Origin of the sequence: Rhodoblastus sp. (genome assembly GCF_052145335.1) — a bacterium.
Taxonomy (GTDB): domain Bacteria; phylum Pseudomonadota; class Alphaproteobacteria; order Rhizobiales; family Beijerinckiaceae; genus Rhodoblastus.
This window is the reverse complement of sequence record NZ_JBKQOU010000096.1, coordinates 1-14,028: the sequence shown is the minus strand read 5'-3', so window position 1 is coordinate 14,028 and position 14,028 is coordinate 1. Positions and strand designations below refer to the sequence as shown.

Below are 14,028 nucleotides of genomic sequence, written 5' to 3'. Positions count from 1 at the left end.
GCGCGCAATCCCCTGACCGGCAATTCGGCGGTCGATGAATTTCTCGACGCCTTCGCGCGTATCGAGGCGGACTTGACCGTCAAGGTCGTCATCCTGACCGGCGCGGGCGCGGCCTTTTCCTCGGGCGGCAATGTCAAGGACATGCGCCGCTTTGCCGAGCAGGACATTCCGGCCATAGACATTCACGAGGAATACCGGCGCGGCATCCAGCGCCTGCCGCTGGCGCTGCAACGCCTCGACACGCCGACTATCGCGGCCGTCAACGGCCCAGCGATCGGCGCGGGCTGCGATCTCGCCTGCATGTGCGACATGCGCATCGCCTCGCGCAATGCGAGGTTCGCCGAGAGTTTCGTCAAGGTCGGCATCATCCCCGGCGATGGCGGCGCCTGGCTGCTGCCGCGCGTCGTCGGCCTGTCGAAGGCTGCGGAAATGGCATTTACCGGCGACGCCATCGACGCCGACGAGGCCCTTCGCTGCGGTCTGGTCAGCGCTGTGGTCGAACCCGAAAAGCTGATGGAGACGGCTTTCGCTTTGGCGCAACGCATCGCCGCCAATCCCGGCCCCGCTTTGCGGCTGACCAAAAGGCTGTTGCGCGAAGGGCAGAACATGCGGCTCGACAGCCTGCTGGAACTTTCCGCGGCCTATCAAGCTCTGGCGCATCAAACGCCGCAGCACGAGGAAGCCGTCAACGCCTTCATCGAAAAGCGGCCCCCGCGTTTCGATTGATACGAAAGCGGGGACCGTCAGCGGCGTCTTCAACAACGCCGCAATCGGCTAGAAGGAGACCTTTGCGGGCGCCCGGGAACGACGCCTTCGCGCCAGCAGCGGGAATTCGGGTTTTTCCGAATCAATCCGTCCTTTCTTGTGGAAAGCGGACCCTACAAAGTTCGATAACGGTGCTCACTTCGAGCGGCCCTTCCGCCAATCATTCAGCCTTAACTGTTTGGCTATGGCCGCCTTCATGCCGATATTCCGCCCAAGCCTGCCCGAATATCTGCGTCGACGAAGTCGGAAATATTCCGGCCATCACCGCCGCCACGGCAAGATCTGGCCACGCGGTCGAGGTCGCCCACACGCCCAGGGCCCCGACGCCTCCAGCGCTCAATAGGGCTCGTCGGTCCATCCCGGGCGCCTTCTGCTCGAGCTTGAGGCCGACGACTTCCTGCGGGGCGCACAGCGCCCCTCCCGCAGATGTTGTCGGGACGTTACAGCCTTCCCTCGCCGTCAACCGGGGAGCCGGATGCCGGCGCGCTCGAACGTTTCCTTGTCCAGGGCGGAAGTCTGTTGAAAGGCCGGTCGCGATTGCACGCGGTCAGCGTGCCTTGCGAGGGCGGGATAACCGCTCAGGTCAAGCCCGCCGCCGGCCGCCGTGGTATAATTCCAATGAAGATAGACGTCGATGATCGACCAGTTTTCCCCATACCACCAGGACGAAGTCTCGAAATGTTCCTGCAACGACTTCAAGACCGGCTGCCACAACTCTATTCCCCTCGTCCGCACGCTGTTCGTTTCGCCGGTTGTAAAGCGCATCGGATTGCGGACCTGCCGGGTCATCGGGTGGAGAGTCGCCGAGCACCAGACCAGATCCTGCAGGATCCGATTCATTCCCAGCTTTGCCTCTTCCCGCGGCAACAGGCCCGCCTGGGGGAACAATGCGTTCAAGTGATGAAGAATTGCTGCGTTTTCGGACAGGACGAGATCGTCAATTCGCAGCGCCGGCACCTTTCCTTTCGGATTGATCGAGAGATACTCTTGTGCTTTTTGCTCGCCAGCAACAATATTAACGACTAGAACGTCATATTTTAGGCCGATTTCTTCTAGCGCATTGCGGGTAACCGAGGAGCAGGCGCCAGGAAAATGGAATAAGGCGATCTGAGTCATGACATGAGTCCTTAGGCTGTTGATTGCTTCGCTTAAACAAGCGCGGAAGAAGCAAGCTGTGTGGGATCGAAATCGAAGATCGTCGGCGCGCGCGACTTCATCGTCTGCGCCAACTAAAGCGCGTACACGGCCGCCAAATCGCCTCTGCGCGCGATCTCCTCGCGGATTCGGTCGGCTCCGGCGCTGACGAAGGGGTGTCGATGCGCGGTCATGGCCTCGTTGTAGCTGGGACGCGCCCGCAATCGACTCCAGTAGGCCTGCAGTCCAGGCGTGAGCAGCGCCTCCGCCCAGCACGCTTCTTGCAGCCGCTCGAAGATGACCGCCCAGCTCACGTCGGCCAGAGTGAACTCGGATCCTGTGATCCATGCCCCCCCGCTCTGTTCGATCTGGCCTTCGAGGGCGGCCAGGTGGCGGACCATTTCGGCGCGGCTCGAGACGATCAAGCGCCGCACAGGGCCAAAGGCGCCGATCCGCGACAAACCCAGCAGCTTGAACGCCAGAAAGCCCATTGGCCGCATCTTGAGGCGGTGGAACAGCAGCCCCTCGACGATGCGGTGGACGGGAATGTCGCGCATCATCGCGGTGAACAAGGGCACGGTGAGGCCGGGCACGCAATTGCCGGCCGTCGCCTCCAGCGCCTTCATGGGCTCGTCGCCGATGAGAGACGAACGGTCGATCCATTGCTGCATCACCGCACGCGCGGCCGCATCGACGGGCGTGAGCGAGGCAGCGCTTCCGGCATGCTCGGCCGCATAGGCCAGGATCTCGTGCGACTCATAAACCGGATGGCCGTTGTGCACGAGCACCGGCACGAGTCCCGCAGGATTGACCGCGAGGAAACGCCGCGAGAGCGTTTCATAGCCGCCTGTTTCGATCAGATCGACGTGGTGGGCGAGATAGGGCGCGCCGAGCTCGGCCAAGCACATGCGGATCTTTTTCGAACAGAGCGAAAACTCGTTGTGAAAAAGTTCGAATTCGGCTGTGTGGGGCAGTTGGATATCGGTGTGGGCGCCGCCTGTCATGGGGTGCGTTCGGCGCAGGCTCCGTTCGCGGGCGCACCACGCAGAAAATCCGACTGCCATCGCGATCACCAGGCCGCTAGCAACGACTCCGACCATTTCCCATCCCCCTTCGGCCCGTGAGACGCAATCACCAAGCGACGCTCGGCCGCTTCGCAGCTGGGCGCAGCGCTCCGCCCACAGGCTCCCGGTCAGACGCCGACGGGCGATCCGACCTGCGCGCCCGCCGCGAGCTTGTCCTGCGTTTTCAATGCGAAGTCACTGGAGTCATGGCGTTCGTGCAATTGGCTCGATGGCTCGCCAAAGGTCCGGTTGACCATGCGTCCACGCTGCACGGCCGGCCGTTCCCAGAGCATGCCGGCCCATCGCTGGATGTGTTTGTAGTCCTGAACGCTCAGAAATTCGGCGGCGCCGTAGAGCCAGCCCTTCGCCAGCCCGCCGTACCACGGGAAGATCGCCATGTCGGCGATCGTGTAGGCGTCGCCGCCGATGTACGCGTTCTCGGCCAGGCGGCGGTCGAGCACGTCGAGTTGGCGCTTCACCTCCATCGCGAAGCGATCGATCGCATATTCGATTTTTGTCGGCGCGTAGGCATAGAAGTGGCCGAATCCGCCGCCGAGATAGGGCGCGCTTCCCATCTGCCAGAACAGCCACGAGAGACACTCGGCGCGCGGCCCGGGCTCCGTCGGCAGGAATGCGCCGAATTTCTCGGCGAGGTACAGCAGAATAGAGCCCGATTCGAAGACCCGGACCTCGGTCGCTCTGCTGATATCCAAAAGGGCCGGGATTTTCGAGTTCGGATTCACCGCCACGAAACCGCTGCCGAACTGATCTCCCTCACCGATCTTGATCAGCCAGGCATCGTATTCGGCGCCGCCGTGACCGAGCGCCAGCAACTCCTCCAGCATGATCGTGACTTTTACGCCGTTTGGCGTGGCGAGCGAATAGAGTTGAAGCGGATGATGGCCTACCGGCAGCTCCTTCTCGTGCGTGGGCCCCGCGATCGGCCGGTTGATATTCGCGAACCGGCCGCCGTTTGGCTGGCTCCAGACCCAAACCTTAGGTGGCGTATACTCCAGCGACTCGGCCATCTCCGCACACTTCCTTCCAGCAGCCTAGTCCCGGAAGAGGCTGCCCGATTGCATTTTGGTACGATCGTTCTAGAATATACGACCGACGCGGCTGTGGCAAGATGCGGGCAGCGAGTTGGGTATGGACGGTGCGATGGCGAGACCACGCGAATTCGACGAGGAAATGGTGCTCGAGGCCATGGTCCAATGCTTCTGGAGCCGTGGTTTTGAAGCGACGTCGGTCAGGGACCTGATCGAGAAGACGGGATTAACCAGCGCCAGCCTCTACAATGCCTTCGGCGACAAGAGAGCGCTCTATCGGAAGGCGCTCGACCACTATGTCGAGCGCAGCATCGCCGACCGTATCCGACGCTTTGAGGAATTGCCGCCACGCGAAGCCATCGCCGCCTTCTTCGCCGAAATCCTGGAGCGCTCGTTTGGAGATCCCCAGCATAGAGGCTGTATGCTGATGAATGCGGCGCTGGAGGCGGCGCCGCATGATCCGGATTTTCAGTCGATCGTCGCCGGCGCTCTTGGCCGTATCGAGGCGTTCTTCCACGATTGCGTCAAGGCCGGCCAAGCAGACGGCGTGATCACGAGATCGCTGTCAGCGGAAGACCTTGCGCGCTATTTGCTCGGCGTCTTGGCGGGGGTCCGCGTCATGGCGCGCGTTCGTCCGGAACGAGCGCTCCTGGAAGGCGCGGTCGGGACGGCCCTCACCCTGCTCGAGCAGTCTGCCGACGAAGCGGTGGAGCAGTGAGGCGCATCGCGGAGCCAAGTCGTCTGCGTTGACCTGCGGCGCATTGATCGCCTTAGGAAGCGGACGTCATGAGCGGCGGCTTTGAGCCGTTCGTTGACGGAGCGGGGCAAGATCGGCGACCGGCCGCTAATGGGATGGACCGGCTGCACCCCCAGCAGCGTAAGCTGCGGGGCCACCATAAGCCGGAGCAGTCCAATGACCCAGACCCATCAGCGTCCTGCGCAAGACATAGCCGTTATCGGCGTCGACATCGGCAAGGATGTCTTCCACCTCGTCGGCTTTGACAGCCAAAGAAAGATCGCCTTCCGGCGCAAGATAAAGCGGCTGGCTTTGATCGACACATTCACGGCGTTGCCTCCGTGGTCGTCCACATCATCAAAAATAGCCTTTAAGGCTTCGGCTGCTTTCCGCCGAACGGGCCGTTGCCGGAGGCAATGTCGGCGGTGGCAAGCATCTTAACCTGACCACCATATTTTCCACCATGGGCGCTAGCCGGATCAGTGCGAAAAATTCCACGGCCTTCTGCAATTCAACCTAATTGCAGAATTCTATATCCCGTTTGACCCGATCCCCGGTCCGAGCCAATATCGTCGCAACAAGACGCCGGCTCGGATCGGGACCGCGCGACCATCGAGCGGGGGGAAAAATGATCGTTCCAAGCCTCGACTTCGATCATGGCGACGAGATCGCGATGCTGCGCGAAACGGTGCGCCAATTCGCCGCCCGGGAAATCGCGCCTCGCGCGGAAAAGATCGATCGCGACAATCTCTTTCCCGCCGATCTGTGGAAGAAATTCGGCGCCCTCGGCCTGCTGGGACTGACGGCGAGCGAGGAAGTGGGCGGCGTGGACCTCGGCTATCTCGCCCATATCGTCGCTCTGGAGGAGATTTCCCGCGCTTCCGCCTCGGTCGGGCTGTCCTACGGCGCCCATTCCAACCTCTGCGTCAACCAGATCCGGCGCAACGGCTCGCCGGAACAGAAGGCGCGCTATCTGCCAAAACTCATTTCCGGCGATCACGTCGGCGCCCTGGCCATGTCGGAGCCCGAGGCCGGATCCGACGTCATGTCGATGCGACTGCGCGCCGAAAAAAAGGGCGGCAGTTTCATCCTCAACGGATCGAAAATGTGGATCACCAATGGCGGCGACGCCGATGTCCTGGTGGTCTACGCCAAAACCGACCCCGCCGCCGGCGCCAAAGGCGTGACCGCCTTCATCGTCGAAAAAGGCTTTCCGGGCTTTTCCCACGGTCCCCATCTCGACAAGCTCGGCATGCGCGGGTCCAATACTTTTCCGCTCTATTTCGACCATTGCGAAGTCCCGGCGGAAAACGTCCTCGGCGAACTGGGCCGGGGCGCGAATGTGCTGATGTCGGGGCTCGATTACGAACGCGCCGTGTTGTGCGGCGGCCCGCTCGGCATCATGGCCGCCTGCATGGACCTCGCCCTGCCCTACCTGCACCAGCGCAAGCAGTTCGGCCAATCGATCGGCAACTTCCAGTTGATGCAGGGCAAGCTTGCCGACATGTATTCGACTTGGCAAGCGACCCGCGCCTATGTTTACGCCGTCGGCCAGGCCTGCGACCGCGCAGGCCAACATTCGCGCCGCCTGCGCAAGGATGCGGCGAGCGCCATCCTCTATGCCGCGGAAAAGGCGACCTGGATGGCGGGCGAATGCATCCAGGCGCTCGGCGGCGTCGGCTATACCAATGAAATTCCCGCCGGGCGCCTGTGGCGCGACGCCAAGCTTTATGAAATCGGCGCCGGAACCTCGGAAATTCGCCGCATGCTGATCGGTCGCGAACTGATGGCGGAAACCCGCTGATGGCGATCCTGCAATCCTCCATCGACCTGCGCTCCGAGGAATACGTCGCCAATCGCGACGCCATGCGCTCCCTGGTCGCGGAATTGCGCGAAAAGCTCGGGCTCGCGCGGTTCGGCGGCGGAGCGGAAGCGCAGAAGAGACACGTCGAGCGCGGAAAAATGCTGGCGCGCGAGCGCATCGACGCGCTGGTCGATCCCGCTTCGCCCTTTCTCGAAATCGGCCAACTGGCCGCTTTCGGCCTTTACGACGGCGCGGCCTCCTCGGCGGGGCTGATCGCGGGAATTGGCCGAGTGCAGGGCGTCGAGTGCATGATCGTCGCCAATGACGCCACGGTGAAAGGCGGAACCTATTATCCGCTCACAGTGAAAAAACATCTGCGGGCGCAGGAAATCGCCGAGCAGAATTACCTGCCCTGCATCTATCTGGTGGATTCGGGCGGCGCCTTCCTGCCGATGCAGGACGAGGTCTTTCCCGACCGCGATCATTTCGGCCGCATTTTCTATAATCAGGCGACCATGTCGGCGAAAGGGATCGCGCAGATCGCAGTGGTCATGGGGTCCTGCACCGCGGGCGGCGCCTATGTGCCGGCCATGTCCGACGAGACGGTGATCGTGCGCGATCAGGGCACGATCTTTCTCGGCGGCCCGCCGCTGGTCAAGGCGGCGACGGGCGAGATCGTCACGGCGGAGGAACTCGGCGGCGCCGATGTCCATACCCGCCTTTCCGGCGTCGCCGATCATCTCGCCGAAAACGACGCCCATGCCCTGGCGATCGCCCGGCGCGTCGTCGCCCGGCTCAATCGCGTCAAGAACATCCAGCTGTCATTGGGGGCCGGCGAGGCGCCGCTTTACGACCCAGAGGAGATTTATGGCGTCGTGCCGGCCGACCCGCGGAAAACCTACGACGCCCGCGAGGTGATCGCGCGGATCGTCGACGGCTCGCGTTTCGACGAATTCAAGGCGCGCTACGGCGCGACGCTGGTCACCGGTTTCGCCGAACTCCACTCCTATCCCGTCGGCATCCTCGCCAATAACGGCATCCTGTTCGGCGAAAGCGCCCAGAAGGGCGCGCATTTCATCGAGCTCTGCTCGCAGCGCGGGATTCCGCTGATTTTTCTGCAAAACATCACCGGCTTCATGGTCGGCCGCAAGGTCGAGAACGCCGGCATAGCCAAGGACGGCGCCAAGATGGTCGCCGCCGTTTCCGCGACGCGCGTTCCCAAAATCACCATGCTGATCGGCGGCTCGTTCGGGGCCGGCAATTACGGCATGTGCGGGCGCGGCTTTTCGCCGCGATTTCTCTGGACCTGGCCGAACAGTCGCATTTCCGTCATGGGCGGCGAACAGGCTGCGCGCGTTTTGGCCACCGTGCGTCGCGACGCCATCGAGGCCAAGGGCGGCGCCTGGAGCGCGGCCGAGGAAGATGAATTCTGCGCGCCGATCCGCGCGCAATACGAGACGCAGGGCGGCCCCTATTATGCGACGGCGCGGCTATGGGACGACGGCATTGTCGATCCCGCGCAAAGCCGGCGCGTGCTGGGCCTGTCCTTGTCGGCGGCGCTCAACGCGCCGGCCGAGGAGACAAAATTTGGCGTTTTCAGAATGTAAGAGGATTTAGTCATGACACATGCGACGGTGGAAATCGAACAGGCCGGGGGCGTGGCGACGATCTGGATGAATCGTCCGGAACTTCACAACGCCTTCAATCCGCAGTTGATCGACGATTTGACGACGGCGTTTCTGGAGCTCAGCGGCGACCCCGCCGCCCGCGTCGTCGTTCTGGCGGGACGGGGCAAGAGCTTTTCTTCCGGCGCCGATCTCAACTGGATGAAAGAGGCCGGCGAACAGGATTTCGACGCCAATTTCGCCGACGCCCACCGTCTCGCCGAAATGCTGCGCCTGCTGGCCGATCTGCCCAAGCCGACCATTGCCCGCGTCCACGGGGCGGCGCTCGGCGGCGGCATGGGCCTCGCAGCCGCCTGCGACATCTGCATCGCCGCCGATAATGCCAGCTTCACCATTTCGGAAGTGCGCTTCGGCCTGATCCCCGCGACCATCAGTCCCTATGTCGTGCGCGCCATCGGCGCGCGCCAGGCTTTACGTTATTTCCAGACCGGCGAACGCATAACCGCCCACCGCGCCCGCGAATTGGGGCTGGTTCACGAAACTGTCGAAATCGAACACCTCGACGACAAGGTCGCCAAGATCGCGCATAGCCTGTCGAAAGGCGCCCCGCGGGCGCTGGCGGCGGCCAAAGCGCTGGTCGATTATGTCGATGGGCGGCCAATCCGCGAGAAGCTCGTGGAGGAAACGGCGCGCCGCATCGCGCTGGCCCGCGCCGGTGACGAAGCCAGGGAGGGCCTTGCCGCCTTCGCCGAAAAAAGGCCCCCCGGCTGGAGCCGGTAACCAACCGGAACCACGCGCATGTTTGACCGGATCCTGATCGCCAACCGCGGCGAAATAGCCTGCCGGATCATTCGGACGGCGCGGAAAATGGGCGTCGGGACGGTCGCCGTATTCTCGACGGCGGATGCGGGGGCCAGGCATGTGCGCCTTGCCGACGAGAGCGTTTTCATCGGGGCGTCCGAACCGAAGGAAAGCTATCTCGCCATCGACAAAATCGTCGCCGCCGCGCTTCGGACGGGCGCGCAGGCGATCCATCCGGGCTATGGCTTCCTGTCCGAGAACGCGCGCTTCAGGCGGGCCTGTGACGATGCGGGACTGGTTTTCATCGGCCCGCCGCTCGGCGCGCTTGAAAAAATGGGCTCGAAATCGCAAGCCAAGAAGCTGATGGCGGCGGCGCAAGTGCCGCTGACGCCGGGCTATCACGGCGACGACCAGGATGCGGCGCGGCTGCAAACCGAGGCCGACGCGATCGGCTATCCCGTGTTGATCAAGGCGTCGGCGGGCGGTGGCGGCAAGGGCATGCGGCGCGTCGACAGGCGCCTGGATTTCGCCGATGCGCTCGCCTCCTGCAAGCGCGAAGCGGCGGCCAGCTTTTCAGACGATCATGTGCTGATTGAAAAATATATCGAACGCCCGCGCCATGTCGAAATCCAGATTTTCGCCGACGGCTTTGGCGAATGCGTCTCGCTGTTCGAACGCGATTGTTCGACGCAGCGGCGCCATCAGAAAATCATCGAGGAGGCGCCCGCGCCGGGCATGAGCGACGAACTCAGGCGCCGGATGGGCGAGGCGGCTGTCGCGGCGGCCAGGGCGGTCGCCTATGTCGGCGCGGGAACTGTCGAATTCATCCTCGCCCCGAACGGCGAATTCTTCTTCATGGAGATGAATACGCGGCTGCAGGTCGAACATCCGGTGACCGAATTCATCACCGGAATCGATCTGGTCGAATGGCAGTTGCGCGTCGCTGCCGGCGAAAAATTGCCGCTGCGGCGGGAGCAGATCATGATCGGCGGCCATGCGCTGGAAGCGCGGATCTATGCCGAAGACCCGGCCCGGGAATTCCTGCCGTCGACCGGGATTTTGCGCCATTTGCGCATACCTGAGCAAAGCGAATTTGTGCGCGTCGACGCGGGGGCCGACCAGGGCGATTCCATCAGCCCCTATTATGATCCGATGATCGCCAAACTGATTGTCCATGACGAAAACCGCGAAAAGGCCCTGCTGCGGATGCGGCGGGCGCTGGTGGAATTCGAGATCGTCGGCGTCGCCACTAATGTTGAATTTCTCTCGCGCCTTTTTGCCTGTCCGGCCTTCGTCGAGGCCGAACTCGATACCGGCTTGATCGAGCGCGAAAGAGCCTTTCTGTTTCCTGAAGAGCAGGCGCCGCCGGACGAGGTGTTTTTCATCGCCGCGCTCGCCGTGCTGGTGTCGGAGGCCGATCTGGAGCGCGCCAACCCGCCGGCGGGAAACGACCTCCGCTCGCCTTGGAATGCGCGCGACGGCTGGCGCCTCAATCTGGCCGATCCGCGCATTCTGGTCTTCGAGCAAGGGGGCCAGCGAGTTGAAGTCGCCATCGCCTATCGCGGAAAACATTTCGACCTGTCCCTGGCGGGAGGCGGGATTTCCGTCGCCAAGGCGCGCCGCGAGGCCGATGGGCGGTTGGAGCTGGACCTCGATGGCGTCGTGCAGCGCGTCACCGCCATCGCCACCGGCGCCTGCTGGCGGATTTTTTGCGCCGGACGCTCATGGGCCGTAACCCACGTCGATCCGCTCGAAACCCGCCGCGCGGAAGCCGCCAGCCACGGCGGCCTGACGGCGCCCATGCCCGGACGCGTCATCGCCTTGCTTACCGAGGCCGGCGCGCGGGTCGAAAAAGGCGCGCCGCTGATGATCCTCGAAGCGATGAAAATGGAGCACCGCATCGCCGCGCCGAGCGAAGGCGCTGTGCGGCGTTTCTTTTTCGCGGTCGGCGATCAGGTCACGGAAGGCGCCGAATTGCTGGAATTCGAACCGGCGGAAAAAGCATGACGCAAGTCGGCGCCAATAAGGACCTCCCCGCGCGGATAAAGATCGTCGAGGTCGGCCCGCGCGACGGCTTGCAGAACGAGACCCGGGAAATCCCGACCTGCGTCAAGGTCGAACTGATCGAAAAGCTGGCCGAGGCGGGCTGCCGTTTTATCGAGGCGAGTTCTTTCGTCTCCCCCGGCAAAATCCCGCAACTGGCGGACAATGCGCAGGTTTTTCGCGCGATCCGCCGCGCGCCCGGCGTGGTCTATTCCGCTTTGACGCCCAATTTGCGCGGTTTTGAAGCGGCGCTCGCCGCCGGCGCGGATGAGGTGGCGATTTTTGCTTCGGCCTCGGAAAGCTTCAGCCGGAAAAACATCGATTGCTCCATCGAGGAATCCATCGCCCGGTTCGAGCCGGTGATGGCGGCGGCGCAGCGTGCGGGCGTCGTGGTGCGCGGCTATGTCTCCTGCGTCGTCGGCTGTCCCTATGAAGGCGCGATAAAACCCGCCGCCGTTTCAAACGTGGCGCGGAAGCTTGACGAAATGGGCTGTTACGAAATCAGCCTGGGCGACACGATCGGGGTCGGCACGCCGCGCCGCGTGCAGGAGATGATCGAAACCGTGGCGGCCAACATCGCCGTGGACAGGCTTGCCGGCCATTTCCACGACACTTATGGCATGGCCGCCGCCAATGTTTACGCCGCGCTGGAAATGGGCGTCGGCGTTTTCGACGCCTCCGTCGCCGGGTTGGGCGGCTGCCCCTACGCTCCCGGCGCCGCCGGCAACCTCGCCACCGAAGACCTCGTCTGGCTGATGAACGGGCTGGGCGTCGAAACCGGAATCGATCTGGACCGGCTGGTCGATTGCGCTCTGTGGATCAGCGGGCGGCTTGAACGCCAACCCGTTTCGCGCGTCGCCCGCGCCCTGGCCGCGACGCGGCTTTAGATGGCTGCGCCTTCGTGGCGAAGCAGCCAGAGCTTTCGCTCCAGCCCGCCGCCATAACCGGTGAGCGAGCCATCGGCGCCGATGACCCGGTGGCAGGGAACCACGATGGCGACCGGATTGCCGTTATTGGCCATGCCGACGGCGCGCACGGCTTTCCGCCGCCCAATCCGCGTTGCGATCTCCCCGTAACTCGCGGTCCTTCCAGCCGGAATTTCCCGCAGCGCAGACCAGACCTCGCGCTGGAACGGCGTGCCGCCCGTCTTGACCTTCAGCGCCTCGATGCCTGAGATTTCGCCTGCGAAATAGGCCTCCAGCGCGCGACGGGCGCCCGAGGCTTCGGCTCTAGGCTCCACAAGCGTCCGCCCCTCCCCATATTGAAGGCGCAGCAGCCGGCTTAAGCGCTCTTCGCATTCCACCCAGTCCAAAGCGCGGACATGGCCATCTTCGTCGGTGACGAGCTGCATGGCGCCCGTTGGCGTCAACATGCTCTCTATGAAAAAGTGCAATTCTGTCATGGCGGCGATCCTAACAACGTGGAAACCGGATGTCTGGCGAGATTCGGACGCGAATGCCTTGGCCCTCCAAATCATCGATGTCCGAAAACCGCGAGACTCCGCCGGGCGCCAGGCGCAGGATAGCTTCATGGATCTTGACCACGACGCCTGCTACCGCGCGATTTGCGCCCGCGATCCGCGTTTCGACGGCCGCCTGTTCACGGGCGTCAAGACGACCGGAATCTATTGCCGTCCAATCTGCCCGGCGCGGACGCCGCGCCGGGAAAACGTGATCTTCTTTCCCAGTGCGGCGGCGGCGCAGGAGGCCGGATTCCGACCCTGCCTGCGCTGCCGTCCCGAAACCGCGCCCGAACTTGGCGCCTGGCGCGGCGGCTCGAACACGGTGTCGCGGGCGCTGTCGCTGATCGAGATGGGCGCGCTCGACGAAGGCGGCGTCGACGCCCTGGCCAACCGCGTCGGCGTTGGCGAGCGGCAGCTGCGCCGCCTGTTCTTGCGCCACCTTGGCGCCTCGCCCGTCGCTGTAGCCCAGACGCGCCGGGTGCTGCTGGCCAGACAGCTGATCGGCGAGACGTCCATGCCGATGACGGAGATCGCGCTGGCTTCCGGTTTCGGCAGCCTGCGGCGTTTCAACGAGACCTTTCAGGCCCTGTACCAGCGTCCGCCGAGCGCCATGCGCCGCGCGGAAGCGGTCGACGCCGGCGCGCACGGCGAAACCACGCTGCTGCTGCGTTATCGGCCGCCCTATGACTGGCCCGCCATGCTCGATTTTCTGCGCGCCCGGGCGATCAAGGGAGTCGAATGCGTCGAGAACGGAATCTATCGGCGCGCCATCGCCTTGCACGGCGAACATGGAACGATCGAAGTGGAGCCGGCGGAAGGCAACGCGCTGAAAGTGCGTCTGCGATTTGCCCGTCTAACGGACTATCCCAACATCATCGCCCGGCTGCGGCGCGTCTTCGACCTCGCCGCCGACCCGGATGCGGTCACCCTCGATCTGGCCAAGGATTCCATCCTCGCGGCGCTCGTCGCCGCCCGCCCCGGCCTGCGCCTCCCTGGCACCTGGGACGGCTTTGAACTTGCCGTTCGCGCCATCCTCGGCCAGCAGGTGTCGGTCGCTAGCGCGGCGACAATGGCCGGGCGTCTGACGGCGGAATTCGGCGAAAAGCTGCGCTGCGCCGATCCCGTCCTGACCCATGTCTTTCCCGAACCCGCGGCGCTGGCGGAGGCCGATCTGGCAAGGCTCGGAATGACTCGGCGCCGCGCGGAAAGCCTGTCGAAACTTGCGGCGTCGGTCGCCGGCGATCCCCATATTTTCTCGACGGGCCGTTCGCTCGACGAGGCCCTCGCGCAGCTTCGCGCCCTTCCCGGCGTTGGCGAATGGACCGCGCAATATATCGCCTTGCGGCTGCTGCGCGAACCCGACGCCTTTCCCGCCAGCGATATCGGCCTGTTGCGCGCCATGGCGACCAGCGACGGCGTGAGGCCGACACCCCGGCAGTTGCTGGCCCGCGCCGAAAACTGGCGTCCCTGGCGCGCCTATGCCGCGCAATATTTATGGACGGCTGATTCGTCGCGAGCCTATTCAGATCCGCGAAGCGAAAATGC

Annotated in this window: 12 protein-coding genes and 2 pseudogenes; 9 read left to right on the top strand and 5 right to left on the bottom strand. The window is 63.8% G+C overall.

Translation table 11 applies throughout. The features are described from left to right. On the top strand, positions 1-726 hold a 726-nt coding region (locus tag ACLP2E_RS07460; RefSeq protein WP_442465543.1), incomplete at its 5' end, for a crotonase/enoyl-CoA hydratase family protein. 199 nt (positions 727-925) lie between these two features. On the opposite strand, the pseudogene ACLP2E_RS07455 reads toward ACLP2E_RS07460, so the two are convergent. The 4 genes and pseudogenes from ACLP2E_RS07455 to yghU form a co-directional block, all read right to left on the bottom strand. Then, positions 926-1,090 (bottom strand): annotated as a pseudogene (locus ACLP2E_RS07455) (cation transporter); the annotation flags it as partial. 134 nt (positions 1,091-1,224) lie between these two features. After that, on the bottom strand, positions 1,225-1,881 hold the full coding sequence (locus tag ACLP2E_RS07450; RefSeq protein WP_442465542.1) for a glutathione S-transferase family protein: 657 nt from the start codon (positions 1,879-1,881) through the stop codon (positions 1,225-1,227). Between the two features lie 113 nt (positions 1,882-1,994). Beyond that, positions 1,995-2,999: a glutathione S-transferase family protein gene (locus ACLP2E_RS07445; protein ID WP_442465541.1), complete on the bottom strand. Its 1,005-nt coding sequence runs from the start codon at positions 2,997-2,999 to the stop codon at positions 1,995-1,997. A gap of 92 nt (positions 3,000-3,091) precedes the next feature. Then, positions 3,092-3,991 carry a glutathione-dependent disulfide-bond oxidoreductase gene (gene yghU / locus ACLP2E_RS07440; protein ID WP_442465540.1) on the bottom strand — a complete coding sequence of 300 codons (900 nt, stop codon included), beginning with the start codon at positions 3,989-3,991 and terminating at the stop codon, positions 3,092-3,094. Between the two features lie 133 nt (positions 3,992-4,124). On the opposite strand from yghU, the gene ACLP2E_RS07435 reads away from it, so the two are divergent. From ACLP2E_RS07435 to ACLP2E_RS07405, 7 genes and pseudogenes are all read left to right on the top strand, one after another. Continuing rightward, positions 4,125-4,730: a TetR/AcrR family transcriptional regulator gene (locus ACLP2E_RS07435; RefSeq protein WP_442465539.1), complete on the top strand. Its 606-nt coding sequence runs from the start codon at positions 4,125-4,127 to the stop codon at positions 4,728-4,730. 195 nt (positions 4,731-4,925) lie between these two features. Continuing rightward, positions 4,926-5,087, top strand: a pseudogene (locus ACLP2E_RS07430) (IS110 family transposase); the annotation flags it as partial. A gap of 289 nt (positions 5,088-5,376) precedes the next feature. After that, positions 5,377-6,552 (top strand): isovaleryl-CoA dehydrogenase, encoded by a 1,176-nt coding sequence (locus ACLP2E_RS07425; RefSeq protein WP_442463852.1) that lies wholly within the window; start codon positions 5,377-5,379, stop codon positions 6,550-6,552. Then, the gene (locus tag ACLP2E_RS07420; RefSeq protein ID WP_442463853.1) at positions 6,552-8,159 is read left to right on the top strand and encodes a carboxyl transferase domain-containing protein; all 1,608 of its coding nucleotides are present in this window, start codon (positions 6,552-6,554) and stop codon (positions 8,157-8,159) included. The genes ACLP2E_RS07425 and ACLP2E_RS07420 overlap by 1 nt, the downstream gene beginning before the upstream one ends. Before the next feature lie 12 nt (positions 8,160-8,171). Beyond that, positions 8,172-8,957 carry an enoyl-CoA hydratase-related protein gene (locus ACLP2E_RS07415; protein ID WP_442465538.1) on the top strand — a complete coding sequence of 262 codons (786 nt, stop codon included), beginning with the start codon at positions 8,172-8,174 and terminating at the stop codon, positions 8,955-8,957. A gap of 18 nt (positions 8,958-8,975) precedes the next feature. Beyond that, positions 8,976-10,985, top strand: a complete 2,010-nt coding sequence (locus ACLP2E_RS07410; protein WP_442465537.1) for an acetyl/propionyl/methylcrotonyl-CoA carboxylase subunit alpha — start codon at positions 8,976-8,978, stop codon at positions 10,983-10,985. Next, entirely contained in the window at positions 10,982-11,908 is a 927-nt protein-coding gene (locus ACLP2E_RS07405; protein WP_442465536.1) for a hydroxymethylglutaryl-CoA lyase, read from the top strand. Before ACLP2E_RS07410 ends, ACLP2E_RS07405 begins: the two co-directional genes overlap by 4 nt. On the opposite strand, the gene ACLP2E_RS07400 is transcribed toward ACLP2E_RS07405, so the two are convergent. Beyond that, positions 11,905-12,423, bottom strand: a complete 519-nt coding sequence (locus ACLP2E_RS07400) for a methylated-DNA--[protein]-cysteine S-methyltransferase (RefSeq protein WP_442465535.1) — start codon at positions 12,421-12,423, stop codon at positions 11,905-11,907. The genes ACLP2E_RS07405 and ACLP2E_RS07400 overlap by 4 nt on opposite strands. A 127-nt stretch (positions 12,424-12,550) precedes the next feature. On the opposite strand from ACLP2E_RS07400, the gene ACLP2E_RS07395 reads away from it, so the two are divergent. Then, the coding region (locus ACLP2E_RS07395; protein WP_442465534.1) for an AlkA N-terminal domain-containing protein at positions 12,551-14,028 on the top strand (1,478 nt) is incomplete at its 3' end.

Bases quoted from the DNA above. Each gene is read 5' to 3' on its own strand.
- ACLP2E_RS07415 (WP_442465538.1), top strand. From the start codon at position 8,172: ATGACACATGCGACGGTGGAAATCGAACAGGCCGGGGGCGTGGCGACG.
- ACLP2E_RS07420 (WP_442463853.1), top strand. From the start codon at position 6,552: ATGGCGATCCTGCAATCCTCCATCGACCTGCGCTCCGAGGAATACGTC.
- ACLP2E_RS07400 (WP_442465535.1), bottom strand. From the start codon at position 12,423: ATGACAGAATTGCACTTTTTCATAGAGAGCATGTTGACGCCAACGGGC.
- ACLP2E_RS07425 (WP_442463852.1), top strand. From the start codon at position 5,377: ATGATCGTTCCAAGCCTCGACTTCGATCATGGCGACGAGATCGCGATG.
- ACLP2E_RS07435 (WP_442465539.1), top strand. From the start codon at position 4,125: ATGGCGAGACCACGCGAATTCGACGAGGAAATGGTGCTCGAGGCCATG.
- ACLP2E_RS07405 (WP_442465536.1), top strand. From the start codon at position 10,982: ATGACGCAAGTCGGCGCCAATAAGGACCTCCCCGCGCGGATAAAGATC.
- ACLP2E_RS07445 (WP_442465541.1), bottom strand. From the start codon at position 2,999: ATGGTCGGAGTCGTTGCTAGCGGCCTGGTGATCGCGATGGCAGTCGGA.
- ACLP2E_RS07410 (WP_442465537.1), top strand. From the start codon at position 8,976: ATGTTTGACCGGATCCTGATCGCCAACCGCGGCGAAATAGCCTGCCGG.
- ACLP2E_RS07450 (WP_442465542.1), bottom strand. From the start codon at position 1,881: ATGACTCAGATCGCCTTATTCCATTTTCCTGGCGCCTGCTCCTCGGTT.
- yghU (WP_442465540.1), bottom strand. From the start codon at position 3,991: ATGGCCGAGTCGCTGGAGTATACGCCACCTAAGGTTTGGGTCTGGAGC.